General features: G+C 72.1%; 22 protein-coding genes. 11 read left to right on the plus strand and 11 right to left on the minus strand.

Annotation, left to right across the window (positions count from 1 at the left end):
* The first annotated feature begins 148 nt into the window (after nt 1-148).
* From HD601_RS00160 to HD601_RS00185, 6 genes are all read left to right on the plus strand, one after another.
* A complete protein-coding gene (locus HD601_RS00160) occupies nt 149-922 on the plus strand; it encodes a phytanoyl-CoA dioxygenase family protein (RefSeq protein ID WP_184818210.1) in 774 nt (257 codons plus the stop codon).
* A 27-nt stretch (nt 923-949) separates the two neighbouring features.
* On the plus strand, nt 950-1393 hold the full coding sequence (locus tag HD601_RS00165) for a hypothetical protein (RefSeq protein ID WP_184818212.1): 444 nt from the start codon (nt 950-952) through the stop codon (nt 1391-1393).
* Nucleotides 1394-1448: 55 nt separating this feature from the next.
* Nucleotides 1449-3524: an alpha-galactosidase gene (locus HD601_RS00170; protein ID WP_184818214.1), complete on the plus strand. Its 2076-nt coding sequence runs from the start codon at nt 1449-1451 to the stop codon at nt 3522-3524.
* A gap of 513 nt (nt 3525-4037) precedes the next feature.
* Complete coding sequence (locus HD601_RS00175) at nt 4038-4880, plus strand: PIG-L deacetylase family protein (RefSeq protein WP_184818216.1); 843 nt, start codon at nt 4038-4040, stop codon at nt 4878-4880.
* Nucleotides 4881-4885: 5 nt separating this feature from the next.
* Entirely contained in the window at nt 4886-6055 is a 1170-nt protein-coding gene (locus HD601_RS00180) for an alanine racemase (protein ID WP_184818218.1), read from the plus strand.
* 21 nt (nt 6056-6076) lie between these two features.
* Nucleotides 6077-7633 carry a prenyltransferase/squalene oxidase repeat-containing protein gene (locus HD601_RS00185; RefSeq protein ID WP_184818220.1) on the plus strand — a complete coding sequence of 519 codons (1557 nt, stop codon included), beginning with the start codon at nt 6077-6079 and terminating at the stop codon, nt 7631-7633.
* A gap of 12 nt (nt 7634-7645) precedes the next feature.
* Here HD601_RS00185 and HD601_RS00190 read toward each other — a convergent pair whose 3' ends face one another.
* The 5 genes from HD601_RS00190 to HD601_RS00210 all read right to left on the minus strand — a co-directional run bounded on the left by HD601_RS00190 (nt 7646) and on the right by HD601_RS00210 (nt 14961).
* Nucleotides 7646-8647 (minus strand): EamA family transporter, encoded by a 1002-nt coding sequence (locus HD601_RS00190; protein ID WP_184818222.1) that lies wholly within the window; start codon nt 8645-8647, stop codon nt 7646-7648.
* 44 nt (nt 8648-8691) lie between these two features.
* A complete protein-coding gene (locus tag HD601_RS00195) occupies nt 8692-9270 on the minus strand; it encodes a uracil-DNA glycosylase family protein (protein WP_184818225.1) in 579 nt (192 codons plus the stop codon).
* 29 nt (nt 9271-9299) lie between these two features.
* On the minus strand, nt 9300-10103 hold the full coding sequence (locus HD601_RS00200; RefSeq protein ID WP_184818227.1) for an alpha/beta fold hydrolase: 804 nt from the start codon (nt 10101-10103) through the stop codon (nt 9300-9302).
* A gap of 114 nt (nt 10104-10217) precedes the next feature.
* Nucleotides 10218-12848: a M64 family metallopeptidase gene (locus HD601_RS00205; protein ID WP_184818229.1), complete on the minus strand. Its 2631-nt coding sequence runs from the start codon at nt 12846-12848 to the stop codon at nt 10218-10220.
* A gap of 160 nt (nt 12849-13008) precedes the next feature.
* Nucleotides 13009-14961, minus strand: coding sequence for a primary-amine oxidase (locus HD601_RS00210; RefSeq protein ID WP_343076374.1), 1953 nt, complete (start codon nt 14959-14961; stop codon nt 13009-13011).
* A 289-nt stretch (nt 14962-15250) separates the two neighbouring features.
* Here HD601_RS00210 and HD601_RS00215 point away from each other — a divergent pair, with 289 nt between their 5' ends.
* The gene (locus HD601_RS00215) at nt 15251-15874 is read left to right on the plus strand and encodes a GOLPH3/VPS74 family protein (RefSeq protein ID WP_162605255.1); all 624 of its coding nucleotides are present in this window, start codon (nt 15251-15253) and stop codon (nt 15872-15874) included.
* A gap of 102 nt (nt 15875-15976) precedes the next feature.
* The gene (locus HD601_RS00220; protein WP_343076471.1) at nt 15977-17470 is read left to right on the plus strand and encodes an APC family permease; all 1494 of its coding nucleotides are present in this window, start codon (nt 15977-15979) and stop codon (nt 17468-17470) included.
* A 392-nt stretch (nt 17471-17862) separates the two neighbouring features.
* On the opposite strand, the gene HD601_RS00225 is transcribed toward HD601_RS00220, so the two are convergent.
* From HD601_RS00225 to HD601_RS00250, 6 genes are all read right to left on the minus strand, one after another.
* Nucleotides 17863-18891 carry a fibronectin type III domain-containing protein gene (locus HD601_RS00225; protein WP_184818236.1) on the minus strand — a complete coding sequence of 343 codons (1029 nt, stop codon included), beginning with the start codon at nt 18889-18891 and terminating at the stop codon, nt 17863-17865.
* 84 nt (nt 18892-18975) lie between these two features.
* Nucleotides 18976-19788: a phytanoyl-CoA dioxygenase family protein gene (locus HD601_RS00230; protein WP_221440414.1), complete on the minus strand. Its 813-nt coding sequence runs from the start codon at nt 19786-19788 to the stop codon at nt 18976-18978.
* Complete coding sequence (locus HD601_RS00235; protein WP_184818240.1) at nt 19785-20657, minus strand: phytanoyl-CoA dioxygenase family protein; 873 nt, start codon at nt 20655-20657, stop codon at nt 19785-19787. Before HD601_RS00235 ends, HD601_RS00230 begins: the two co-directional genes overlap by 4 nt.
* A 69-nt stretch (nt 20658-20726) precedes the next feature.
* A complete protein-coding gene (locus tag HD601_RS00240; protein WP_221440415.1) occupies nt 20727-21173 on the minus strand; it encodes a type II toxin-antitoxin system VapC family toxin in 447 nt (148 codons plus the stop codon).
* On the minus strand, nt 21170-21406 hold the full coding sequence (locus tag HD601_RS00245; RefSeq protein ID WP_184818242.1) for a type II toxin-antitoxin system Phd/YefM family antitoxin: 237 nt from the start codon (nt 21404-21406) through the stop codon (nt 21170-21172). The genes HD601_RS00240 and HD601_RS00245 overlap by 4 nt, the downstream gene beginning before the upstream one ends.
* Nucleotides 21403-22182, minus strand: a complete 780-nt coding sequence (locus HD601_RS00250) for an SDR family oxidoreductase (protein WP_221440416.1) — start codon at nt 22180-22182, stop codon at nt 21403-21405. The genes HD601_RS00245 and HD601_RS00250 overlap by 4 nt, the downstream gene beginning before the upstream one ends.
* Nucleotides 22183-22282: 100 nt before the next feature.
* Between HD601_RS00250 and HD601_RS00255 the strand changes: the two genes are divergently transcribed.
* From HD601_RS00255 to HD601_RS00265, 3 genes are read left to right on the plus strand one after another with little or no spacing between them, the layout of a single operon-like run.
* Complete coding sequence (locus HD601_RS00255; protein ID WP_221440417.1) at nt 22283-22969, plus strand: FCD domain-containing protein; 687 nt, start codon at nt 22283-22285, stop codon at nt 22967-22969.
* Nucleotides 22966-23721 carry a ribonuclease activity regulator RraA gene (locus HD601_RS00260; protein WP_184818246.1) on the plus strand — a complete coding sequence of 252 codons (756 nt, stop codon included), beginning with the start codon at nt 22966-22968 and terminating at the stop codon, nt 23719-23721. Before HD601_RS00255 ends, HD601_RS00260 begins: the two co-directional genes overlap by 4 nt.
* Nucleotides 23721-25529: an extracellular solute-binding protein gene (locus HD601_RS00265; RefSeq protein WP_184818248.1), complete on the plus strand. Its 1809-nt coding sequence runs from the start codon at nt 23721-23723 to the stop codon at nt 25527-25529. Before HD601_RS00260 ends, HD601_RS00265 begins: the two co-directional genes overlap by 1 nt.
* The last annotated feature ends 48 nt before the right edge of the window (nt 25530-25577 follow it).

Consider the following 25577-nt stretch of genomic DNA (forward strand, 5'->3'; position numbering starts at 1 on the left):
CGCGGCCGGGTCCCGAGCGGGAGGTGAGCCGACGCCGTCGTCGATCCGTGCAAACACCGGGACGGCTGCTGCATTGCCCGCCGGACCAGCCGCGGGGTGCGATGGAGGACGCCACGAACCACCCGACGGACCGACAGGAGCCGCCGTCATGACCACGACCACCGACCCGAGCCTGCAGACCGCGCTGTCCGACCTCGGGGCGACGACGGACGCGCTGACGGACCAGCAGCGCGCCCAGCTCGACGCCGACGGGTTCCTCGCGCTGCCCGGCCTGTTCGCCGGCGAGCGGCTCGAGGCGCTGCGCGCACGGACCGACGAGCTGCGGCGGTTCGAGGGCTCGGCCGCCGGGCACGAGATCGGCGGGCAGGCCGGCGCCGCCATCCTGGCCGACCTGGTGAACAAGGGCGAGGTGTTCGAGTCGATCTTCACCGAGCCGGCCGTCCTGGCCGCCGCGCACCACGTGGTCGGCAACGTCCGGGTCAACTCGCTGAACTTCCGCGCCGCCCTCCCCGGCGAGGGCCACCAGCACCTGCACTCCGACTGGGGCAAGCCCGTCGACGAGGGCGACTACCACATCTGCAACTCGATGTGGCTGCTCGACGACTTCACCCCGGACAACGGCGCGACGCGGGTGGTGCCCGGCTCGCACCGGTGGGGCCGCGTCCCGGCCGACGACCTCGCCGACCCGACGGCGGCGCACCCGGACGAGCGGCTGCTGCTCGGCGAGGCGGGGACGGTCGTGATCTTCAACGCGCACCTGTGGCACGGCGGCACCCTCAACCGCACGGGCGTCCCGCGACGCGGCCTCACCATGTCCTACTGCCGCCGCGACGAGCCGCAGCAGCTCGACCAGGCCGGCTACGTCCGCAAGGCGGTGTACGACCGGCTCTCCCCCGCCGCCCGGGTCGTCCTGGACGTGTGACGCCCGCGCGGGGGAGGATGCGGCCTCATGACCTCCTGGCGCGACGCCGTCTCCGCCGAAGCCCAGCGCGAGCTCGACGCGCTGCTGACCGGCGTCCTCCCCTTCGCCCGCCAGCAGCTCGACGCGCACGGGGCGTTCTTCCCCTACGGCATGATCGTCGGCCACGACCGCGAGGGCCGGCTGGTCAGCGCGTGGGACGGCGACGGTGACGAGGCGCCGGCCGCGCCGGAGCTGCTCGAGCTGCTCTACATCGGGGTCCAGCAGCAGGCCGGCGACCTGCGGGCGGCCGCCTTCGTCGCCCAGGTCGTGGTCGACGGGTCCGACGCGATCCGGGTCGAGCTGGAGCACCGCGAGGGCGCGGCGATCGCCGTCCTGTTGCCGTATGCGGGCGCCGAGCCGGGTGGCGGTGGCGTGGAGTACGGCGAGCTGTCGGCCGGGCCGGGCGAGCACCAGGTGTGGCCGTCGTCCTGACGCGGACGGGGGGCATCCGTTGACATGGAACGTCTTGCCATGACTAGGCTGCGGCGTGCCTGCCGTGGAGCACCTCACCGACCGGAACGCCTTCCTGCTGCGGGGCGACGGGTTCGCCTACGCGCTCGCCGTCACCCCTGACGGCGACCTGCGCCACCTGCACTGGGGCGGCCCGATCCCACCCGACGACGTCGCCGTCCTGCTGGCCGACGACGCGCGCGACTTCGGCTCCAACACGTGGTCCAGCCCGCGCGCGCACACCGAGGAGCTGGTCGCTCATGGCGGGCGGCGGCTGGACGAGACCGCGCTCAAGGTGGAGTTCGCCGACGGCGTCCGGGCGCTCGATCTCGCCGTCACGTCGTCGGCGGTGAGCCCGGACGGCGACGAGCTGACGGTCCGGCTCGCCGACCGGCACTACCCGTTCGCCGCCGACCTGCACTACCGCGTCCGCGGCGGCGCGCTGGAGCGGTGGACGACGCTGGTGAACGACGGCGACACCGCGGTCGTCCTCGACCGGGCGTACTCCGCGAGCTGGGGGCTGCCGTGGCAGCCGCGCTGGGAGGCGACCTGGCTGGCCGGCATGTACGCGGCGGAGACCCAGGTGACGCGCCGTCCGCTCGGGCCGGGCCGGCTGGTGCTCGAGTCGCGGCGCGGCATCCCCGGGCACGCGGCCCAGCCCTGGCTGGCGCTCGACGCGGGCGCGGGCGACGAGGCCGGCGCCGTCTGGAGCGTCGCGCTGGCGTGGAGCGGTTCGTGGCGCCTGGCCGCCGAGCTCGCCCACGACGGCCGGCTGCATGTCACCGCCGGGGTCAACGACTTCGACCTGCGGCATCCGCTGGCGCCGGGCGCGTCGTGGACCACCCCCGTCACCGTCGGCGTCTACACGTCCGCCGGCCACGACGACCTCACCGACCGCTGGCACGCCTACGAGCGCCGCTTCGTCGTGCCGCGCCCCGGCGTCGTCCGGCCGGTGCTCTACAACAGCTGGGAGGCGACGTTCTTCGACGTCCGCCCGGAGTCGCAGCTCGAGCTGGCCCGGCGGGCGGCCGGCCTGGGCGCCGAGCTGTTCGTCCTCGACGACGGCTGGTTCACCGGCCGCGACGACGAGAGCGCCGGCATCGGCGACTGGACGCCGTCGCCCACGGCCTTCCCCGACGGCCTGAAGCCGCTGGCCGACGAGGTGCACGCGCTCGGCATGCGGTTCGGCGTGTGGGTCGAGCCGGAGGCCGTCAGCCCCGACAGCGACCTCTTCCGCGCCCACCCGGACTGGATCCACCAGTGGCCGACCCGCCCGCGCACGCTCGCCCGGCAGACCCACCTGCTGGCGCTGGGCATGGCGGACGTCCGCAACCACCTCGTCGAGACCCTGGACGCGCTGTTGTCGTCGGCGCCCATCGACGCGCTGAAATGGGACCTCAACCGGCCGCTGACCGAGGCGTCGGACGGCTGGATCGGGTCCGTCGAGGGGTTCTACGAGGTGATCGACCGGCTGCGGGCGCTGCATCCGGACGTCTGGATCGAGAGCTGCGCCTCCGGCGGCGGCCGGGCCGACCTCGGCGTGCTGTCGCGCACCGAGTGGGTCTGGCCGAGCGACCAGACCGACGCCCTGGAGCGGCTGTCGATCCAGCACGGGTACGCCTACGCCCACTCGCCGCACACCATGATGGCCTGGGTCACCGACTCCCCCACCTACCTCACGAAGCGCGAGATCCCGCTGCGGTTCCGCTTCCACTCGGCGATGACCGGGCTGCTGGGGATCGGCGGGAACCTGGCTGTGTGGCCGGACGCCGAGCTGGCCGAGGCGGCCGAGTACGTCGCCCAGTACAAGCGGGTGCGAGAGACGGTGCAGTTCGGCTCGATGCGGCGGCTGAGCGACGCGCCCGACGACGTGACGGCGCTCAGCTACCGGTCGCCGTCGGGGCACCAGCTCGCCGTGTTCGCCTTCGCGCCGTCCGTGCGGCACCTGCGCCGGACGGTGCTGCTGCGGCTGCGCGGCCTCGACCCGGCGGCCGTGTATGTGGATGCGGGGACGGGGGCGCGGTACAGCGGTGCGCTGCTCATGCACCACGGCCTGCGGGTCGGCCTGGTCGGCGACTACGCCAGCGACCTGGTCGTTCTCGACCGCGCCTGAGGTTGGCCGGGTGTGATGAGGTTCTGCCGGGGTGGTGAGGTGGGCTCCCCGGGCACGCCTCGCCCCTTCCGTGCCCGTTTCGTCCCGCTTCGGTGGCTGTGGACAGCGATGATCATCAAGGATCGCGTACATCACCAGGATTACCCGAGCCTCAACACGATTACAGGCCTCGTGATGCACGGGTAAACGTGGTGGGCGGCCCAAAAAACCGCCCCGTAATCCCACATCGCGGACGCAAAGCGGCCGCCGCGCCCCCGCACCCGTCGCCAGACTCCCCCCGTCCCCCTGATAGCTGCCCGTTCTTAGGCCGCACGCCTGCGGGTCAAGCGGTCCCTCCGCGCGAAGCGCCATCGGTCCGCTTGAGGCGCAGGTGCGCGGCCAAGAGAATGGGCAGCAGGGGGACGGGGGAACCCAACGCAACCACGCGAGACCCCACAGAACCTTGACATGGAATGAGGTTCCGTGTGTGCTCCTGCCAGGCGCTGGCGCACCTCGGACACACCGGAGACCTCCATGAAGATCATGACGATCTATGCCCACCCGGCCGACACGATCACGAACTGCGGCGGCACCCTCGCGCTGCACGCGGCACGCGGCGACGAGGTCGTCGCGCTGATCCTGAGCCACGGCGGGCGCATCCACGCGAACAAGTACGCCGAGGAGTGGCGCAAGGACCACCCGGACGACGACATCGCGACCGCGGGCCTGGACGACATCGTCGCGAACAAGAAGAACGAGCTCGAGCGGGCCGCGGACATCATCGGCATCAGCAAGATCATCACGCTCGACCACGAGGACACGTACGCGACGGTCCAGGAGGAGATGGTCGAGCAGATCGCCGAGCAGATCGCGATCGAGCAGCCCGAGATCGTCATCGCCGACCACCCGCGCAACCCGGCGTACTTCGACCCGCACTACGTCGCGACCGGCATGGCGCTGGCCGCACTGTCGCGGGCCGGCCTCTACCTGCGCAACCTCGACGGGCGCGACGAGGTCCCCGTGCGGCAGGTGTTCCTGACCGGGCTGCCGGTCTACAACCTCGACGCGCTGAGCCTGAACGGGCTGCGCAACGACACCTACGTCGACATCACCGACGTGGTCGGGACGAAGCTGGCCGCCATGGACCAGTTCGTCAGCCAGGGGTACCACGGCGTGTTCGCCCGCAAGCTGGTCGAGTCGTACAACGGCGAGTCGGGCCGGGCCGCGGGCGTCAACTTCGCCGAGGCGTTCGTGCGGCTCTACAACGAGACGCACGCGCACCTGCCGGTCACCGACGCCGCGCTGGCGACCGACCCGCTGACCAGGCACATCGCCTACTCCTCGGTCAACCTGCGGGGAACCTTCCCGGTACCGTGACGCCCGTGACGCATCCGACTGCAGGTCAGTCCATCCACGAGCTGCCCACACCGTTCGCGGTCCTCGACGACGCCGCGCTGGAGCACAACCTCGCCACCATGGCGGCGTGGTGCCGCGACCACGGCGTGGAGCTGCAGCCGCACGGCAAGACGACCATGGCGCCGGCGCTGTTCCGCCGCCAGCTGGCCACCGGCGCCACCGGCATCACCGCGGCGACACCCGCCCAGGTGCGGATCATGCGCGCGCACGGAGTGCCGGCGGTGCAGTTGGCGAACGAGCTGGTGCAGCCCGCCGAGGCGGCCTGGATCGCGGGCGAGCTGGCCGGCGGCGACGGGTTCGGCTTCCGCGCGTGGGTGGACTCCGTCGACGGTGTCGAGATCCTGCAGGCGGCCGCGGCTCCCACGGGCGCCGTCGTCGACGTCCTGCTCGAGGTGGGCACGCCCGGCGGTCGCACCGGCACCCGCACGAAGGCCGACCGCGACACCGTCCGGGCCGCCGTCGACAGTGCGCCGAACGTGCGGCTGACCGGCGTCGCCGGCTACGAGGGCTCGGTGGCGGGCGACCGCACGCCGCCGTCGCTGGCCGCCGTCCGCGCCTACCTGGAGTCGCTGCGGGCGGCGGGCGAGGAGCTGCGCGACGACGTGCCGTCGGACGGGCTCGACGGCGGCCTCGTGCTGTCGGCCGGCGGGAGCATGTTCTACGACGTCGTGGCCGACGTGCTGGGCGGCGGCGGGCGGGTGGTCGTGCGCAGCGGCTGCTACGTCACGCACGACTCCGGCATGTTCCACCGCAACTCGCCGCTCGACGGGCCGGACGCGCCGGTCCGGCTGCGGGCCGCGCTCACCGTCTGGGGCACCGTCGTGTCGCGGCCGGAGCCGGACCGCGCCTTCCTCGACGTCGGCCGCCGCGACGCCTCGTTCGACCAGGGGCTGCCGATCCCGCTCGCCGTCCTCCCCCGGGGCGCGACGACGGCGCAGCCGCTGGACGGCGCCGAGGTCACCGCGCTCAACGACCAGCACGCGTTCCTCGCCGTCGCGGCCGGCAGCTCGATCGCCGTCGGCGACCGCGTCCAGCTGGGCATCTCGCACCCGTGCACCACCTTCGACAAATGGCGGGCGATCCCGCTCGCCGGGGCCGGCGGCGTCGTCACCGACATCGTCGAGACCTGGTTCTGACCCCACCCCGGAGGTGGCCGCATGAGTGCCTGGGTCGACCAGTCACGCGTCATCCGGTTCGAGGGACCGGCGGCGTTCTCGCCCCGGTTCGTCGGGCCGCCGGTCCTGCGGTGGGCGCCGGTGCCCGCGGCCACCCGCTTCGAGGTCGCCGTCGCCGACCGCGAGCGCGTCGTCTGGACCGGGTCCTTCCCGACCGAGGCCGCCGACCTCGCCGAGGCCTGGCCGCTGCTCCCCCTCGGCCCGGTGGACGTGCTGGTCCGCGGCTTCGACGGCGAGCGCGAGGTCGCCGTCCGCAAGCACCGGCAGTTCTGGAAGGTGCCGGGGTTCGACGGCGTCAGGCCCGCCCCCGCCGACTGGACCGGCGCCGTCCACCGCGCCGTCGGCTACCTGCTCCAGCCGGCCCGCGACGAGGTCGACGGCTACGAGGACGGCTACCCGCGCAGCGCGTGGAGCTCGTTCGAGGACACCGTGACGGGGCTGCGCGGCCGGTTGGCGTTCCCCGCGCAGCACCACGCCAGCTACATCCACGCCTACCTGACCTACGCCGACCGCTTCCCGGACCACCCGCAGGCGGCCGAGGCGGAACGGCAGGCGCTGGAGTACGGGCGGTGGCTGCTGGAGCATCGCCTTCCCGACGACTGGCGCCTGGGCGGACTGTCGCCCTCGACGGTGCTCGAGGGCGGGTTCGGCGGCTGGGTCGAGGGCGACCACGTCACCGTGTTCCGGGCCGCGCGCGTCGGCGAGGTCATGCTGCGGCTGTTCGCACGCACCGGCGACTCGCGGTACCTGGACCGCGCCGCCCGCATCGGCGACGTCATGGTCGACCTGCAGAACCCGGACGGCTCCTGGCCCTTCCGCGTCGACCCGCGCACGGGCGAGCCCAGCATCGGCTACACCTCCGCCGTCGTGACCCCGCTGTGGCTGCTCACGCTGCTCGGCGAGCTGCCCGACGCGCCCGGGACGGCGCAGCAGCGGGCGGCTGCCGCGGCCAAGGGCGAGGCCTGGCTCCTGGCCGGTCCCGTCGCCGACGGCCGGTGGGAGGGCATGTACGAGGACATCCCCGAGACGCCGCCGTGGAGCAACCTGCAGCACTGGGACACCAACGAGACCATCCGCTACCTGCTCTCCGGCCGCTGCGACGTCCCCGATCGGGTGGCCTTGGCCGCCCGGCTGAACGCCTACATTGAGGACCAGTTCGTGGTGTGGGCGCCCGAGGAGTCCCCCGTCCCGCCGCACTGCCCGACGCCGACGGTGCTCGAGCAGTACCGCTGCTACTGGCCCATGGAGGTGCACACGGGCCACTGGCTGGTCTCGCTGCTCACCCTGCACCGCTCCACCGGCGACGACCGCTACCTGGACCGCGCGGTGGCCGCCGCCAACGCCATCGTCGCCGGCCAGGACGAGCAGGGCTCGCTGTCGACCTGGGGACTGGACACCCGGTTCGGCACCCGCCTGGTGACCATGGACTGGCCCGGCTGCAACGCGGTCGCCGTGACAGCCCTGCTGCACTGGTCCGCCTACGTCGACGCCCTGAGCGACCCCGCCGCCGAGCTCGGGCCTGCCTTCGAGAGCCTCTAACTCACCCTGCCGTCAGTGGGGCGCGGCGGCGGCCTCGGGCGAGAGTGGGACGGCGTCGGGCTCGGCGCCCTCGGGAGCCGAGGGCGGCGGCTCCGAGCCCGTCCCGCCGACCTCCGCCACGGTGATACCGGCCAGCACGATCAGCCCGCCCGCCATCTGCGCTGCCGTGAGGTTCTGCCCCAGCCAGGCCCAGGCGACGACCGCGGACCCGACCGGCTCGGACATGCCGATGACGCCGCAGGCGGTCGGCGAGATGTGCCGCAGCGCGGCGAGGTTCAGCCCGTACGCCACGATCGTCCCGAACAGGATGATCCACAGCACCGTCGTCCACGCCGGCACGCTCCACCCGTCCAGGGCGCCGAGCAGCGAGGTCGAGCGGCCCAGGGGCGCGAGGTCGACGGTCCACCAGGGCTGCACGACCGCCCAGAACAGCGCCGCGAACGCGAACATCCAGAAGGTCAGCGAGAGCGAGTCGCGGTGGCCGGTCATCCGCGAGCCGATGAGGTAGTAGCTGGCCAGGCACGCCGCCGCACCGAACGCGGCCAGCACGCCGACCGCGTCGAGGCCCATGTCGGTCCAGACCTGCGCGACCAGCGCGAGCCCGATCAGCGCGACGCCGATGCCGAGCCAGGTCTGGCGGCGGATGCGCTGGCGCAGGACGGCCCAGCTGAACAGTGCCACCATGGCCGGCGCCGTGAACTCCAGCAGCAGCGCGATGCCCACCGGGAGCCGGTCGATCGCCGTGAAGTAGAGCCACTGCACCAAGGCGCCGCCGGCGACGCCCAGCGCGATCAGGAACGGCAGCTCCCGCAGCCCGATCCGCAGCCGGCCCGGGGCCAGCACGAGCACCGCGACCAGCAGGATCAGGGCGGCGCCGGTCGAGCGCAGCGCCGCCAGCACGGACGGTTCCACCCCGGACCCGAGCGCGACCTTCGACATGGACGCGTTCACGGAGAAGAACACCGCGGCGAGGCAGACGTAGACCACGCCCCGGAACTGGTTCTGACGGCTCATCGGGCGACAGTAGTCAAACCGGGCTTTGCTCCTCAACCCCCATCTCACGGACGGGGGACGACGGCGACACCTGCGGCCACCGCGGCGGCCCGGTACGCCGTCGCCAGGCTGTCGGCGGTCTCGTGGGCGTTGAGGCCGCTCGGGTTCGGCAGCACCCACAGCTCGGCCCCGGCCAGATCCGAGGGCTGGCGCCCCGCGACGGCGCGAGGCCGGGCGAACGCCGTCCGGTAGGCGGTGATGCCGAGCACCGCGACCACCCGCGGCGCGATCCGCGCGACCCGCGACGCCAGAGCCACGGACCCGGCCCGCAGCTCGGCCGCCATCAGCTCGTCGGCCCGCGCGGTCGCCCGGGCGACGAGGTTGGTGATGCCGAGGCCGCGGCCGGTGAGGTACGCGTCGTCCTCGGGCGACGTGCCGCCGGTGACGTCGATGAGGCGGTCGACGATGCCGGCGCGGTACAGCGCCGGGTAGAACCGGTTGCCCGGCCGGCCGAAGTGCGTCTGCACGGCCACCGTCATGAGGCCGGGGTTGATGCCCACGAACAGCAGCCGGACGTCCGGCCCGAGCAGGTCCGGGAGTGTGCCGTCGCGGAACGCCTCCAGCTCCGCCCGCGTGAACCCCACGCCCGCAGCGTAGCCGTGCGCCCGGGCGATCAGCCGAGGGTGATGCGGCGGACGAACTCCAGCACGACGGGGTGCGCGGGGTCGATGAGGTGCCCACCCGAGACGACCGCGGCCGACGCACGTGGCAGGCCGCCGGCCAGTCGCGGGACCACCCGGCGCAGCGGGGCGGGCGACTCCGACGCCGACACCAGCAGGGTCGGCACGTCGATGGCGGCGAGGTCGTCGCCTGTCAGCTCCAGCGGCGCCGCGCTGAGGTCGAGGCCCCGGCCGCGGATCTCGGCCAGCACGGCGCGGCCGCCGGCCCGCAGCAGCTCCCGTACGTCCGGCTCCAGCCGCTCCCAGGTCTCGTCGCCGAGGGCCACCCGGACGACGGCCTCGGCGGCCTGGGCGGGGTCGTCGCCGGTCGCCGCGAGGACCTTCGCCCGCAGCTCCGCCGCCCACGCGCGGGTGTCGCCGTCGACGGTGAACAGGGCCGGCTCGAGCAGCACCAGGCCGTCGACCCGCTCCGGCCGCGTGTGGGCCAGCTCCAGCGCGATCAGCCCGCCCGTGCTCCGGCCCACGACGACCGCCGTGTCCGCGCCGAGGCGGTCCAGCAGGGCGGCGGCGTCGGCCACCTGGTCGTCGAGGTCGGTGGTCTCGAACGGCTCCGGAGCGGAGCTGCGGCCGTAGCCGCGGCGGTCGTAGACGACGCAGGTGCCGAGGGTGCCGAGCCGGACCGCGGCGGGCTCCCAGAGGGCGGCCGAACTCGGGCTGCCGTGGATGCCGAGGATGACCGGACCGTGTCCGTGTGCCTCGTAGTACAGATCGACGCCGTTGGCGACCGCACTCGGCATGCCGTCACCGTACGCCCGCCCGCCGGACCGTACCAGACCGTTGTGACCAGGTAGGACGGGCCCGAGCCGCCATGTGCGGCCCGGGCCCGTCGACGCGGTTCGATCAGGTGTCGCTCAGAGCCCCGAGCACTCCCCGGTCGCGGTGCCGCGGATCTCGTTGTCCGCGCCGAAGTCGCGGACCGGAGCGCTGCTGCCGGAGCAGGTGAGCCGGCCGGCGAACGAGTTGCCCGCCAGGATCGGCCCGTACGCCTCGCCGTACTGGGTGTACCGCTCCTCCGACGCGTTGCCGGGAACCCGCCCGTTGCCGGTCAGGGCGACCGACCCGCGGAACGAGGACCCGACGGCGGTGACGCCCTCGACGGTGTCGCCGATGCGCACCTGGCCGGCCAGCGTGGAGCCGAGCACCTGAATCTCACCGGCGCCGTCGGCCAGCAGGCTGCCGGCCACGGTGCTGTCCTTCACGACCAGCGACGCGCCGTTGCGGACGGTCACCGTGCCCGCCACCGTCGCGCCGTCGAGGCAGGTGACGCCGCTGGTGACCAGCAGCGACCCGGCCCGCGGCCCGGTGATGGTCTGGGTGCACTCGAGCTCGGCGCCCGGGACCACCGTCGCGGTGTACGACTCCGCCGCGCCGATGTTGCCGGCGGGGTCGACGGCACGGTGCTCGACGGTGTGCGTGCCGTAGCCCGGGACGAACGGGCCGTTCGGGTCGTCGGGACCGTAGGACTGCTCGAACGTCGCCTTCGACAGGCCACCCGTGCCGAGGTTGCCGTAGGTGAGCGCCTTGACGTCCTGGCCGGAGTGGCGGAACTCGAACGGCGAGACCGGCATCGGCTTCTCGGGGAACCCGAAGTAGTTGAACCAGCCGTCGCCGTTGAGCCGCAGCTCGCCGACGACGTAGGGCTCGCCGTCCCAGCCGGTGCGGTCGTCCTGCGGCGTGAGCAGCATGTCCCAGCCGTCGAAGTAGATGCCGTGGCCGTCGTCCGACGTCATCGTCGCCAGCGGCTCGGACAGCGTGCGCGGCGCCGTCGGCATGGCGTTGTCGACGGTCCAGGTGACGGTGTCCGACGCGCCCGGAGCGGCCGGGTCGGTCACCGTCGCCGTCAGCTCGTGCGTGCCCGCCGGCAGGTCCAGCGAGCCGAGGTCCAGCACGCGTCCGTCGCCGGAGCTCGGGACGGCCGCGCCGTTCAGCGTCCACGCGACGCCGAACACGCGGTCGGCGGCGTGCGAGGTCTCGACGTAGACGACCTCGTCACCGGCGACCGGCCGGACGGTCGGGCTCGACCCGGTGATCTCCGGCGCGACGGTGTCGGCCGCCGCCGGGTCCGAGCCGACGGTCCACGAACGCGTCTGGACGAACCGCGCGCCGTTGTAGCCGGAGTTGGTCGCGGAGGTGGCCGTCGACGGGTTGCGCACCCAGTCGATGCCGTCCGGGCCGACGGGGTCGCGGACCTCGACGTGGACGGTGGTGCCCGGTTCCAGGCCCAGCGCCCCCAGGTCCAGGTGGCGGGTCCCGGTGGCGAGGACCGGGCCGGCCGGACCGCCGCTGCGCCACGTCACCTGCAGGTCGTGGAAGCGCGGGTGCGGGGTCTGCAGCCAGAGGACGCCGTCCCGTGCGACGGTGCCCGCGGGCGTGGAGAGCAGGCTCATCTGGCCCTTGTCGCGCTGGCCGGTGATGCGCGCGACCATGTGCTCGAGGCCGACCTGGTCGAAGTAGAAGCCGATCCACCGCATCATCGAGTGCGAGCTCGGCCGCCAGACGTTGGAGCCGTTGTAGGTGCCGCTCTCGTACCCGTCCGGGTCGGCGCCGCGGATGGGGCCGCCCGAGAGGCTCTCCTCGCCGAGCCAGCGCCACCACTTGTGCTGGTTGGCGACCATCTGCTCCGACGTCTGCCGGGTGTGGTGGAACGAGCTGGGCTCGTTGTTGCCGTGCGGCGGTCCCGGCGTCGGCCGGTTGGAGTACGGGTACTCGTCGGCCAGCGTGCCCAGCGAGTGGCCCAGCTCGTGCAGCGAGATCAGCGGCGACTGCGGGCTGCCGCCGGACGCCGTCGCGTCACGGCCGCCGATGCCGCCGTAGGTGAACGTGTTCGAGATGGCCAGCGTCTGCACGTTCTGCGGGCCCTGCCCGGTGAACACGCCCGGCGCCAGCCCGAGCACGGGCGCGACGTAGGAGTTCAGGTACATCTGGCGCTGCTGGTTGCCGCTGCAGCGCGGATCGCCGAGGATGCCCGGCGCCAGCGGATACGCGGGGTTGGGGTGGCCGGGGCAGGAGCCGGTGGCGCCGGCCAGCGCCGGGCCGTAGGTGATCCCGCGGGCCAGCGGGTTGGTCAGGCCGTCGGAGTACCAGAGCCGCAGCGGCGTGTTCTTGCCGTCCTTGACCTGGTCCGACGCGTCCTCCTCCGGGTCGCGGCGCACGCCGGAGTCCTGCGACACGATCTGCAGCAGGTAGACGTTGATGTAGTCGCGGTAGGTGCGGAAGGGCTCGACGCCCCACTGGATGGCCTGGTTGCGGTCGACGTCCTCTTCGCACCGGTCCATCTGGTCGGCCGTGTAGCCGTCACAGATGACGATGAGGTTGAGGCGCTCGCTCGGCGCCCCCGTCTCCTGGAGCGGGACGACTCGCGCACTGCCCACCTCCGGCCACTGCGGCAGCGCCTCGTTGGCCGACGGGACGCCCGCCATGGGCACCGTCAAGAGGCCTGCCGCCAGGGCCGTCGGCGCGAGCGCGGCGACGATCTTCTTCATGCGGTCTCCGTCTCACCTGCACGTACCTCGTCACGGACGCGAGTCTGACCCGGCCCGTGATGAGAATGGTGCTCGGTGACGCTACCGGGCACCCGGTGACATGGCACCCGACAGATGACGGAAGATCGCCCCGCCCCGTCCGACCTCCGACGAAGGATCGTCAGTCGTGGTGATGGCCCTCGTGGCCGCCGTGGCCCCCGTGGCCGCAGTGGTCGGTCTGGCCGCTGGGCACGTCGAGCGTCGGGTTGCGGTCGAAGAAGCCGACCGGGCGCAGCGTGAAGCCGCAGTAGTCCACCGGCATGACCGGCCAGTCCTCGGGCCGCGGGTAGTGCACGGCGCCGAAGGTGTGCCACAGGACGATGTCCTGGTCCTCGATGGAGCGGCCCGCCGCCACGAAGGCCGGCAGCCCTGCGCCGCCCGGGTGCTGGTTGATGAGGTCGCCGGCCGGGTACCGCTCGGCGGGGTCGTAGCGGGTGACCCAGAGCGACTTCGTGGCGAACGCCGCCCGGCTGGCCGTCGCCGACGCGGGGTCGGCCAGCAGCAGCGGCCGGCCCTCGGGGCGCAGCTCGTAGGCGGCCGGCCGGCCGAGCCGGTTCCGGGAGTCGGAGCTGGAGATCTGCCACGTCCGCCCGGCCATGGGGTCCGCCGTCCGGGCGCCCTCGGCCTCGGAGCGCAGCCGCGTCGTCTTGCGGGTGAACGCGTTGCCGTTGGGGTTGGCCGGGCCGATGGGCAGCTGCTGGACCTCGAGCTCGTCGACGGCGTTGTCGAGGCCGTCGACCATCATGTCGAGGCGCGCGCAGTAGAGGTGCTGGTGGTACGGCGCGCCGAGGCCCGGCGCCACCTCCGAGGCGTACGCGCTGTCGGGCTTGTACGACGACGTCGCCACGACGCCGGTGGCCTTGACCTCCAGCTGGATCGTGCCGTCGAGGTACAGGTACCAGTAGAAGCCGTAGTCGTAGTTGCCGACGGTGACGAAGAACGAGATGACCAGCCGCCGCTGCCGCCTGGTCTCGGCGGACTCGGTGAAGATGTCGGTGTGCTTCCAGAGCACGCCGAAGTCCTCTTCGTGCAGGCAGACGGCGTTGCGGACCTCGCGCGGCTCGCCCTCGGCGTCGGCCATGACGGCGTCGAAGTAGTGGATCTCGCCGAGGCAGTCGCAGCCCAGCTCGAGCGAGTTGACCTGCTGGCCGAGCAGGTACTCGCCGACGTCGAAGTAGCTCTGCCAGAAGCGCACCGGGCTGGGGTCGGCGTACGGAACGACCATCTCGGCCAGCGAGGCCCGGTAGACCACGGGCCGCACGCGGTCGCCGTCGCGCCACGAGAGCTGGTGCAGCACCAGGCCCTCGCGCGGGTCGAAGCCGACCCGGAAGGTCCAGTTCTCCCACGTGACGACGTCGTCGTCGACGGTGAAACTCGCCCCCTCCGGCTGGGTGATCTCGATCGGCTTCAGCGTGGTGCGCGGCGGTCCGGTGTAGGCCGGGTCGTCGTGGTTGGCCTCCTCGTCCGGGATCGGGAGGACGGCGTCGTCGATGAGCTCGATGACCTTCTTCTCGATGAGGTCGACGTAGGCGACCACGCCGTCGATGGGGTGCGCCCAGGCGTGGTCCTCGGGCCGGTGCTGCAGGAACGAGAGCACGTGCAGCACGCGCCGGCCGCGCTCGGCGGGGATGCCGAAGTTGCTGGCCGCCAGCGGGCACGGGCGCACGAGGGTGAGGTCGGTGATGCCTCGGCGCTCCATGGCCTCGCACCAGCCGGGGTCCGATTTCACGATCTCGTCGACCGTCATCAGCTCTTCCAGCAGGATCGCCGGCTGGCCGTCGGTGACCGGGTCGACCTCCTCGACGGAGTCGACCGCGCGCCGGCTCAGCGACGCGACGACGATGCGGGTGGCGCCCGTGGCGAGGTCGAGCAGGACCGCGCGGACGCGGCGGTCGACCGGGTCGCCGGGCCGGTGCCCGAGCACCGTCAGTTTGTCCGGTTCTTCCAGCCCGAGCAGCGCGAACCTCGTCGTGGGCGAGACCAGTCCGTGGTCGTCGAGGAGGGCGCGTGCGGCGCGGATCTCGTCCGCGGAGAGGCGCTGGAGTGGATGCGTCTGAACCGGCGTGACCGTCACAAGTCCATAGACTCGCCGCCCGGTGCGGATGTCGTCAAGACATTGCGGACGCAACGCCACTAGGTAAGGCGTCACGGACCCACCACGCATTACCGCTGAAATTGCCTCTTGTCTTGGCGGACAAACGCCGACAAACTACCGGGCGTGAATCGGAACGCGGAATCGCGAGCACCGCAACCGGTCAGAACCGCGCGCCTCAGGGGTGGGAGCGCGCCTGTCCATGTCCCGTATGGCCCCGGACGTCCCGTCGCATCCCGGCTCTCGCGCCCGGGGTGGAGGTGCAGGCGGCGTGCTCCTGGCCAATGACTTCTTCCACATCGTCCACGACGTCGGCAGCGGCAAGCTCCGGCTGCACAGCAGAGCCGCCGGGCTCGGGCTGGCTGGGGCGTTGCTGGGCGAGCTGATCCTCAACAACAACCTGCACGTGGCGTCGGGAACACTGTCATTGACGGGCGCTCAGCCACCGGCCGATGATCTCGGATACAGGATCGTCCGCCAGCTCACGGCCGATCAACAGAACCGGTCGCTGCGCACGTGGCTGTCGTTCCTCGGGCAGAGCGCGCTCGAGCGCGTGGCGGTCCGGCTGACCCGTGAGGGTGAGATCGAACCCGTCAAGAGCCGCAAGCTCTTCGGCACCTCGGTCAGGTATCTGCCGGTCGACCCCAAGGTCGCCGCCTGGCCGAGCGACCGGCTCTACGGGCTGGTCAACCGGGGCGATCCGCTCGACTTCCACGACGCCATGCTGGCCGGACTGGTCGCGGTGACCGGCTTCACCAAGGGGGTGTGGTGGGACGGCGACGCCGTCACGTTGCGCCACATCGCCGCCGCGGTGGGCTCGATGCCGATGTCGATGCGCGAGGTCCTGGCCCATACCGAAGCAGCTGTGGGTGACGCCACCCTCAGCCCCCGATAGCGAGACCTCCGGCGCGACCTCGATACCCCCATCGACGGAGATCCGCGAACCCCTCAAGGAGAGTCCCCCGTGTCCCATTCGAGCCGCCTGGGCGCCGACCGCGTGTCGCGGACGCTCGCCAGCAACAGGCTCGGCGTCCCCGCCGTCGTGTTCTTCGTCCTCAGCGCCGCGACGCCGCTGACCGTCGTCGCCGGCGTCGTCACCACCGGCTTCGCCGTCACCGGCATCATCGGCCTGCCCATCGCCTTCGCCGCCATCGCCGCCCTGCTGGCGCTGTTCAGCGTCGGCTACGTCGCGATGTCGCGGCACGTCACGAATGCCGGTGCGTTCTACACCTATGTCACGCACGGCCTCGGCCGTCCGGCCGGCGTCGCCGCCGCCTACATGGCGCTGCTCGCCTACAACCTGCTCCAGGTCGGCCTCTACGGCATCATCGGCGTCGCGGCCGCGCCGCAGCTGGACGAGTGGTTCGGCATCACGCTCGACTGGTGGGTCATCGCGCTGATCGCCTGGGCGATCGTCGGCATCCTCGGCGTGCTGCGCATCGACGTCAACGGCACGGTCCTCGCCGTGCTGCTGCTCGCCGAGATGGCCATCATCCTCATCTACGCGTTCGCGAGCCTCCTGAACCCGGCGGACGGCGACGTCACGTTCGACGCGCTGCAGGTCGGCAACCTGTTCGAGTCCGGCGCCGGCGCGATCCTCGTGCTCGCGGTGCTCGGCTTCGTCGGCTTCGAGGCCTCGGTCGTGTACTCCGAGGAGTCGCGCGACCCGAAGCGGACCATCGCCCTGGCCACCTACATCTCGATCGTGGTCGTCGCGGCCGTGTACGTGCTGGCGTCGTGGGCGATGACGGTGGCGGCCGGCCCGGACAACATCGTCCCGTTCGCGCAGGAGTTCCAGAACGGCGTGATCTTCATCCAGGCCGAGGAGTTCCTCGGGACGACGTGGGTGGACATCGGCGAGACGCTCTTCATCACCTCGGTGTTCGCCGCGATGATCTCCTTCCACAACACCGTCGCCCGGTACGTGTTCGCCCTCGGCCGCGAGCGGGTGCTGCCCGGCGCGCTCGGCCGCACGTCGCCGTCGTCGGGTGCCCCCGTCGCCGCGTCGATCGTGCAGAGCGCCATCGGCCTGATCGTCATCCTGGTCTACGCGTTCTTCGACCTCGACCCACTGGTGCAGCTGTTCTTCAACCTCGGCACCACGGGCGGCTTCGGCGTGCTCTCGCTGGTCGCGCTCACCTCGGTGGCCGTGCTCGCGTTCTTCTGGCGGCACCCGTCGGGTGAGAACGCCTGGCGGCGGGTCATCGCACCGGGGCTTGCCACGATCCTGCTGCTCATCGTCGTGATCCTGGCGATCTCGAACTACGACATCCTCATCGGTGTCGCGACGGACGCGCCCGAGCGCTGGATCCTGCCCGGCTTGTTCGTCATCGCCGCCCTCATCGGGGTGGTGTGGGCTCGCTTCCTCAAGTCGTCCCGGCCGGACGTCTACGAGGCCATCGGCCGCGGCGCCAACGCGGCGACCGGCATCTCCGTCCTGGACCTCTCCGCCCAGGAGGAGGACGAGCCCGGCCAGCCGTCGCTGCGCTGACCCGTCACGAAAGCTCTGCGGAGACGCAGCGCCCCTGCCGCACCGGGTGCGGCAGGGGCGCCGTCGTGGTCACCGCCGTCCGGACTGAGTACATGTGGGGAAAGGGCTCCTCGACCCGATTCGTGGGCGCGTGCCCGCTTGCGTGCACCGGCAATGCGGCGAGGCCTCGACGGTGTGACACTGCTGCCGGACCTGGGTGGCGCAGCTGTTGCCAGGGCGACAGTTCGGCCACCCACCAGGTGCAGCGATGCCACATCGTTCACCCGCGCGACACGACACGACTGATCAGATGGGTCGGCGTCCTGGGTTTCGGGCGCGTCCCGGACCCTGGCACCAACCACCTCGTTCCGTCACTTGGGCACGCCGCACCACATTCACGTTCCCAACACGTTCTAAGCGGGGCAGTCTGTGCCCCACTGGACGTCGGCGGTGATCGGGTTACTCGGGACTGACGCGTTGCCCGCACGGTCGACCGCGACGATGGTGACAGTGTTGGCGCCGGACACGTCGGTGTAGCTGACCCACCGCGTGGCACCGCGGGCGACGTCGATGATGGTGCCGTTCACGCGGATCTCGTACTCGATGGCCGTCGCCGCGTCAACGTCATCCGTCGACGCGGTCCATTGCAGCCAGAGCTCCTCAGGGCAGTAACTCGTGCCTATGCTGCCAGCCGACAGCAGGGTGGGCCTCGTGGGAGCGACATCGTCGCCGCTCGGATCCGTCGTGGCGGTCACCGTGTTACTCAGCGCCGACACGTTGCCGGAGCCGTCACGGGCGCGGACGGCGAACTGGTACGTCCTGCCCGGCTCCAGCTGGCGGACCCAGGCGCCCTGGGCGGTCCGGGCCGGGCTGCCGGCCGGGGCGATGGACCAGGCGTCGTCCGTCGGCGCGCCGTTCACCAGCACCTCGTACTCGACCGGGCCGAAGTCGTCGGTGGCGAGGTCCCAGCGCAGCAGGACCGTCGACGCCGTCACACCGTCGACCGGCGTGCCGAAGTCGTTGTCGCCGAGCCGCAGGTTCCCCGGCGTGGTCGGCGGCGTCGTCTCGCGCTGGGTGGTGACGGTGAGGTCGTTGCTCGGGAACGACCAGTTCCAGCCGTCCCACGCCTGCACCTTGAAGGTGTACGACGTGTTCGGGTGCAGGCCCACGACCTGCGCCGTCGTCTGGTTGCCGGGCACCCGCACGATCGGCAGGCCGGGCGCCCAGAGCGCGTACTCCGTCACGCGGACGTTGTCGGTGGACGGGTTCCAGGCGAAGCTCGCCGTCGTCTGCGACACGGCGGTGGTGCGCAGGTTCGCCGGGACGGTCGGCGGCTTGGTGTCACGGGGCGCCCAGCCCGCCTGAGCGGACGCCGTCGAGCCTGCCACCAGTGTCAGGGCGAGTGCCAGGCTCACGAGCGTGCGGCTGCGGATCCTGAACATGATCTCCTCCTTCGGTCCAGAGGAGTACGGAGCCGGCTCCGCGATGGTTTGCCCCTGATGTGAGCCGTCTCACAGAGCGGACGCCTACAGGCCGTCCTTGAGGTGCCAGTGCTGCTGCCAGCGCCAGTCGATCGGCTCGCTGGCACGCTGGTAGCGGATGTCGGTCGAGAGCCGGTAGTCGTCGTCCACGTTGTCCAGCGACGCGTGCACCGTGAAGGCGGAGTGCACGACCATGTCGCCGGCCGCGTAGCCCGCGACCAGCCAGCGCGCGTCGTGCTCGTCGGCCAGTCCCGGCAGGTCCGCCGTAATCGACTTCGCCGGGTGCTGCAGCGTGCCGGCCCGCTCCTGCGCGAGCACGCGGTGGTGGCTGCCCTCGAGGTACGTGAGGCCGCCGCGCGACACCGGGCAGTCGCCCAGCGGGATCCACGACGACAGCACCCGGTCGGTGCCCTCCCGCAGGTACACGAGGTCGTAGTGCGCCTGGGTCGCCGTGCCGATACCGGACTCCCCCGGCCGCACGTGCCGGATCAGCTTGCGCCGGTGCAGGAACGTCTCGCCGCCGAGGAACCAGGCGTACCAGTCGCGGACGGCGGGCTGGGTGCAGAACGCCTCGTACTCCGGGCCCGGGACGACCTCCTGGAACAGCAGCCGGCGGTACTCGGCGCGGTCCTCGTCGCCCTCCCACACGCCCGACGGCGCCAGCGCGTCGTGGTAGTAGGCGCGGAAGCCGTTCACCACGTCCGGGTCCAGCGCGCCGCGCAGCCACAGGTAGCCGTCGCGGCGCAGCCGCTCCCACAGGGCGTCGCGGTCGTGGCGCTCGCGGTCCGGGACGGCGTCGAGCTCGCCCAGCCGCCGGGCGGACTCGTCGAGCACGTAGCCGTTGGAGGTGAGCGTCACGACGCCTCCCGCCACTTGCTCATGTCGCCGTCGTACCAGTGGTCCTCCCAGCGCCAGTCGATCGGCTCGGCCGCCCGCTGGTACCGGATGTCCGTCGACAGTCGCATCACCCCGCCGGCGTCGACGTTGTCGAGCGCGGCGTGCACGATGTGCGCCGAGTGCACGACCATGTCGCCGGCCGCGTAGTCGGTGACCAGCCAGCGCGCGTCGTGCTCGTCGGCGAGGCCGGGCAGGTCCGCGGTGATCGAGGCGGCCGGCAGCTTCAGGGTGCCGGCCCGCTCCTGCGCCATGACCCAGTGGTGGCTGCCCTGCAGGTACGTCAGGCCGCCGCGCGGGATCGGGCAGTCGCCCAGCGGAATCCACGACGACAGCACCCGGTCGGTGCCGTCGCGCAGGTAGACGAGGTCGTAGTGCGCCTGCGTCGCCGCGCCGACGCCCGTCTCGCCGGGGCGGGTGCAGCGCAGCAGCTTGCGCCGGTGCAGCAGCGGCTCCTCGCCCAGGAACCAGGCGTACCAGTCGCGGACGGCCGGCTGGGCGCAGAACGCGGCGTACTCCGCGCCGGGGACGACCTGGCGGAACAGGATGTGGCGGAGCGCTGCGGGATCGGCCGTGGCGTCGGCGTCGGCGACGCCCTGGGCGGGTTCGGTGCCCGGCGCCGTCAGCCCGATGTCCGCGAAGCTCTCGAAGTAGTGCGCCCGGAACCCGTTGACGACGTCCGGGTCCAGCGCGCCGCGCAGGAACAGGTAGCCGTCGCGGCGCAGCCGCTCCCACAAGGCGTCGCGGTCGTGGCGCTCGCGGTCCGGGACGGGCTCCAGCTCGCCCAGGCGGCGCTCGGACTCGTCGAGCACGTAGCCGTTCGACGTCAGCATGCGTCCACTGTGTCGGCCCGCGGCCCGCCCCGGCCATGGACTAACCCGCCCCGCCCCCTGGACTTTCCGTCAGCCGCCCGGCTCGGCCACGTCGGCGGCCGGCTCCGGAATCGGCACCGCGACCACGTCCAGACCGTCGATCCTGGCGAAGTCATCCGGGTTGCAGGTGAAGACCGGCAGCTCGTTCGAGAGCGCGATCGCCGCGATCATCGCGTCGTAGGCGCGAGCCGCCGGCTTGCGGCCCGCGCGACGCAACGAAGCCGCCACCCGGCCGAATGTCCGGGCCGCGGCACGGTCGAAGGGAAGCGGATCGAAGTCGGCCTCGGCCTGCTGGACGTGAGCCTGGCGCTCAGCGCGCTCTCGCTCGGTCGAAGCGACGAGCGGACCGACGGACAGCTCCGCGAGTGTGACGGCCGTGATCAGTGGCTCGGCTGGAAGCCGACTCGGCTCCGTCAGCCGCGGCAACATGATGACCGTGCTGGTGTCGAGTACGCCGCGCAGATGCCGGGTGCTCACAACGACGGATCCAGAACCGCGTCGATGTCGTCGCGCAACCGCTGCGGGTCGACATCGGGTAGCCCTCGCCAGCGACGGAGCAGCTCACCGGCGGGCAGCGGCCGCCTCGGCAGCGGCCGGAGCTCGGCGACCGGATCGCCGTCGCGGGTGACCGTCACCGACTCTCCCGCGGCAACCCGGCGCAGCACCTCGCCGCCGTGGTGCCGGAGGTCCCGGATGGTGACTTCGCTCATGAATCGATGGTATCACCGGTGACACCAAACGAGTCCGAGCGAGCGGGGGGATCGCGGAGCAGGACGGAGGCGCCGTCGTCGAGCATGAGGACGTGGCCGTTGACGAAGCGGCCGCCGGGCCCCGCCAGGTAGACGACCGCCGCGGCGACGTCCTCGGGAGTGCCCCAGGTGCCGGTCAGGGTGCCGGACGGGCCGGACTCCGCGCCGGCGGGAGCGATCGGTCCCGGTGCGACGGCGTTGACGCGGATGCCGTGTGGGGCGAGCTCGCCGGCCAGGCAGTGCGTCAGCATGACCAGCCCGGCCTTGCTGGTCGCGTAGTCAGCGGAGCCGCGCGTGGGCCGCACCCCCTGGACCGAGCCGATGTTGACGATCAGCCCGCCGCGCCCGGCGGCGGCCATGCGGCGAGCGGTCTGCTGCGCGCAGATGAACGCGCCCGTGAGGTTGACGTCGAGGACGCGGCGCCACTGGGCCAGCGGCAGCTCCAGCACGGGCCGACCCCGCCAATCAGGGTCCGACGCGGTGACCGCGGCGTTGTTGACCAGCAGCCCGGGCTCACCGAACCGGGCGACGACGGCGTCCAGCCCGGCCGAGACGGCGGCCTCGTCGGTGACGTCGACATCCAGGGCGAGCAGCGCACCGTCCGGCGACGAAGCAAGCGGAGCAGCGACGTCGAACACCGCCACCCGCGCACCGCCGGCCATCAACGCCGACGCGATGGCCGCGCCGATGCCCTGCCCACCGCCCGTGACCAGCGCGACGAGGCCGGACAGATCCACTCGAACCACCTCCACTTGACACTGGAATACTGGTATACCACAATCCCGGCATGCCACGATCGTCGTACGTCAGGCATGCAACCCGCAGGAGGACAGAGTGGTGGATCAGGTGACGGCGCTCCCCGCGCTCGAGCAGCCCGCGTCCCGGGCCGACCGGGTCTACGACTCGCTGCGCCGGGCGATCCTCGAGGGCACGCTGCCGCCCGGCCGGGCACTGGTCGAGCGCGAGCTCGGCGAGATGCTCGGCGTCTCGAAGACCCCGGTGCGCGAGGCGTTGAAGCTGCTGCGCTCGACCGGGCTGGTGGAGATGAACGCCTACCAGGGTGTCAGCGTCCGCCGCCTCGACGAGCACACGGTGAGCGAGGTCTACACCGCGCGCTCCACCGTCGAGCCGGCCGCGGTCCGGCTGGCGGTCGAGCGGCACGACGTCCCGGACTGGACGTCCGCACGGCAGACCCTCGAGGAGGCCGAGACGCTGCGGCGGCGCGGCGAGACGACCTCGCTGGTCATCGCGAACCGGCGGTTCCACCGCGAGCTCTACGCCGGCTGTGGCAACGACCTGCTGTGCGGCTTCCTCGACCAGCTCCAGGACCTGACGGCGTTCGTGGCGACGGCCGGCTGGCGGGTCCGGGCCACGTTCGAGCAGGAGGCCGCGGAGCACGAGGCGATGCTCCGCTCGGCCGAGGCCGGCGACGCCGCGGAGGCCGAACGCCTCACGCGCGCGCACATCGACGGCGCCACCCGGACGCTGCTCGAGATGTTCCGCGGCGCGGAGCCGCAGGCATGACCGACCTGCAGGAGCGCCTCGACCCCGCCCATCTGGCCGCGCTCGGGTCCGCGAGCACGGCCACCATCTCGACGCAGTTGCTGAAGCTCGGGCTGCGCAACACGTTCCTGGCCGGACTGGCCAACCACACACCTCTGGCGCCCCGGCTCATCGGCGAGGCGTTCACGCTGCGCTACATCCCGGCGCGCGAGGACCTCGACGTCATCGAGGTCTACGACGACTACGACCACCCGCAGCGCCGGGCGGTCGAGCAGATCGGCCCCGGGCAGGTGCTGGTCATGGACTCCCGCGGCGACGGCCGTGCGGCGTCCGCGGGCAACATCCTGCTCACCCGCATGGCGGTCCGCGGCGCGGCGGGCGTCGTCACCGACGGGACGCTGCGCGACATGGCCGGCATCAGCGAGCTCAGCATGCCGGTCTATGCCACGGGCGCCTCGGCGATGACGAACCTGGCGCGCCACCACGCCGTCGACCTGCAGGTGCCGGTCGCCTGCGCCGGCGTGGCCGTCTACCCCGGCGACGTGCTGGTGGGCGACACCGACGGCGTGGTCTGCATCCCCCGCCACCTGGTGCCGGTCATCGCGCTGCCGGCCCACGACCAAGAACGCCTGGAGGAGTTCATCCAGGCGAAGATCCGCGGCGGCTCGCCGCTGCGCGGCACGTATCCGCCCGACGCCGACACCCTGCGCGAATACCACGAGACGCGGGCCCGAGCGAACGGCGAGTTGCTCATGACGGAGGAGGAGAACTGATGGGACAGCACATCGCGTCCGGCAGCTTCGACCGCCGGATGTTCCTGCGGGGCGCCGCGTTCGTCGGCGCCGCCGGCCTCGCCCCCTGGCTCATCTCGGCGTGCTCGAACGGCGGCGGGTCCGGGTCGGACGGCGGCGCGGGCGAGGGCCTCGGCTCGGAGTTCTTCGAGGTGCCGGCCGACCAGGTCGCGAACCTGTCGGAGGACATGATCCCGGCCGACCAGCAGCAGATGACGGTCGAGCAGTGGATGGCGAAGGCCGACGACGCGTTCGACCCGCCGATCGACATCTCGACGATCACCCGCACCAGCACGCCGGTGAAGTTCCCCGACGGCGACTCGATCGAGGACAACATCTGGACGCGGGCCTACGAGAGCAAGCACGGCATCAAGGTCACGACGCAGTTCGCCGTCGACCAGTCGCAGTGGGAGCAGCGCGTCAACCTGATGATCGGCTCCGGCGACCTGCCGGACTTCTTCGAGGCCACGCAGGCCCAGCTCGACCAGCTGGTCCGCGCCGACCTGGTCGAGGACCTCGCCGACGTCTTCCGCGAGCACGCGTCGGACAAGGTGCGCGCCACCATCCTCGAGGGCGGCCCCATCCCGCTGCAGTCGGCGGTCTACGACGGCAAGCTCATGGCGCTGCCGTTCACCGAGCAGAAGGAGCAAGCGCCGCTCTGGTTCATCCGCAAGGACTGGCTGGACAACCTCGGCCTGGACGTGCCGGAGACGCTGGACGACCTGATCGCCGTCGCCGAGGCGTTCACCACGCAGGACCCCGACGGCCAGGGCACGCCCGGGCGCTACGGCATCGCCGTGGCGCCGCAGGGGCCGCGCGACCTCGCCTACCTCGAGGCGTTCTGGAACGGCTACCACGCCTACCGGGGCATCTGGATCGAGAAGGACGGCGAGCTCGCCTACGGCAGCATCCAGCCGGAGATGAAGGCGGCGCTGGGCCGGCTGCAGGAGATGTACCAGGCCGGCCTGCTGCACCCCGAGCTCGGCACCATCACCGAGGAGACCCTCTTCGAGGACTGGGGCACCGGCCGCGTCGGCATCCTGCAGGGCCGCGGCTCCGCGACCAGCGGCACCGACGTGCTCAAGGACTCCTACCCCGACGCCGAGGTCATCGCGATCCCCTGCCTGTCCATCGACGGCGACGTCGCGCGGGTCCAGGTGAACCAGCCGAACGTGCGCAGCGGCGGCGGCTACTGGGTCGTCCGCAAGGGCTACGAGCACCCCGAGGCGCTGCTGAAGATGCTCGACTTCTTCATCGAGACCTTCTACTTCACCCCGTCCGACGAGGTGCAGACGGCGTTCATCTCCGACGGCGTCGAGCCCAACTTCTGGACGCTCAACAAGATCGCCACCTACCGGGCGTACAAGAACACCGACGCCTACCTCACCGTCACCAAGCTGCTGGACGAGCCGAACCCGGACCTGGCGAGCTACCGGCCGGAGCCGCGGTTCTGGTACGGCCAGATCAAGCCGATCCTCGACGGGCAGCCGTTCACCGGCGTGCAGTACCGCGGCTACGTCGGCTACTACGGCCCCAACTGCGGCCGGGCGGTCCAGGACCTCTACCGGACCGAGGACCGGTACATGTCCAACGAGTTCTACGGGGTACCCACGCGCACGATGTCGCAGCGCAAGTCCAGCATGGACAGCCTCGAGGCCGAGACGCTGGTCAAGATCATCCAGGGCACGTCGTCCGTCGACGACTTCGACGCGTTCGTCGAGGAGTGGAAGAGCATCGGCGGCGACCAGGTCACCGACGAGGTCAACGAGTGGCGCGCGCAGCAGGCGTGACCGAGACCCAGGAGCGCCGGGCGGCCGGCCACGAGCCGAGCCCCCCGG

It is taken from the genome of Jiangella mangrovi (assembly GCF_014204975.1).
GTDB lineage: Bacteria > Actinomycetota > Actinomycetes > Jiangellales > Jiangellaceae > Jiangella > Jiangella mangrovi.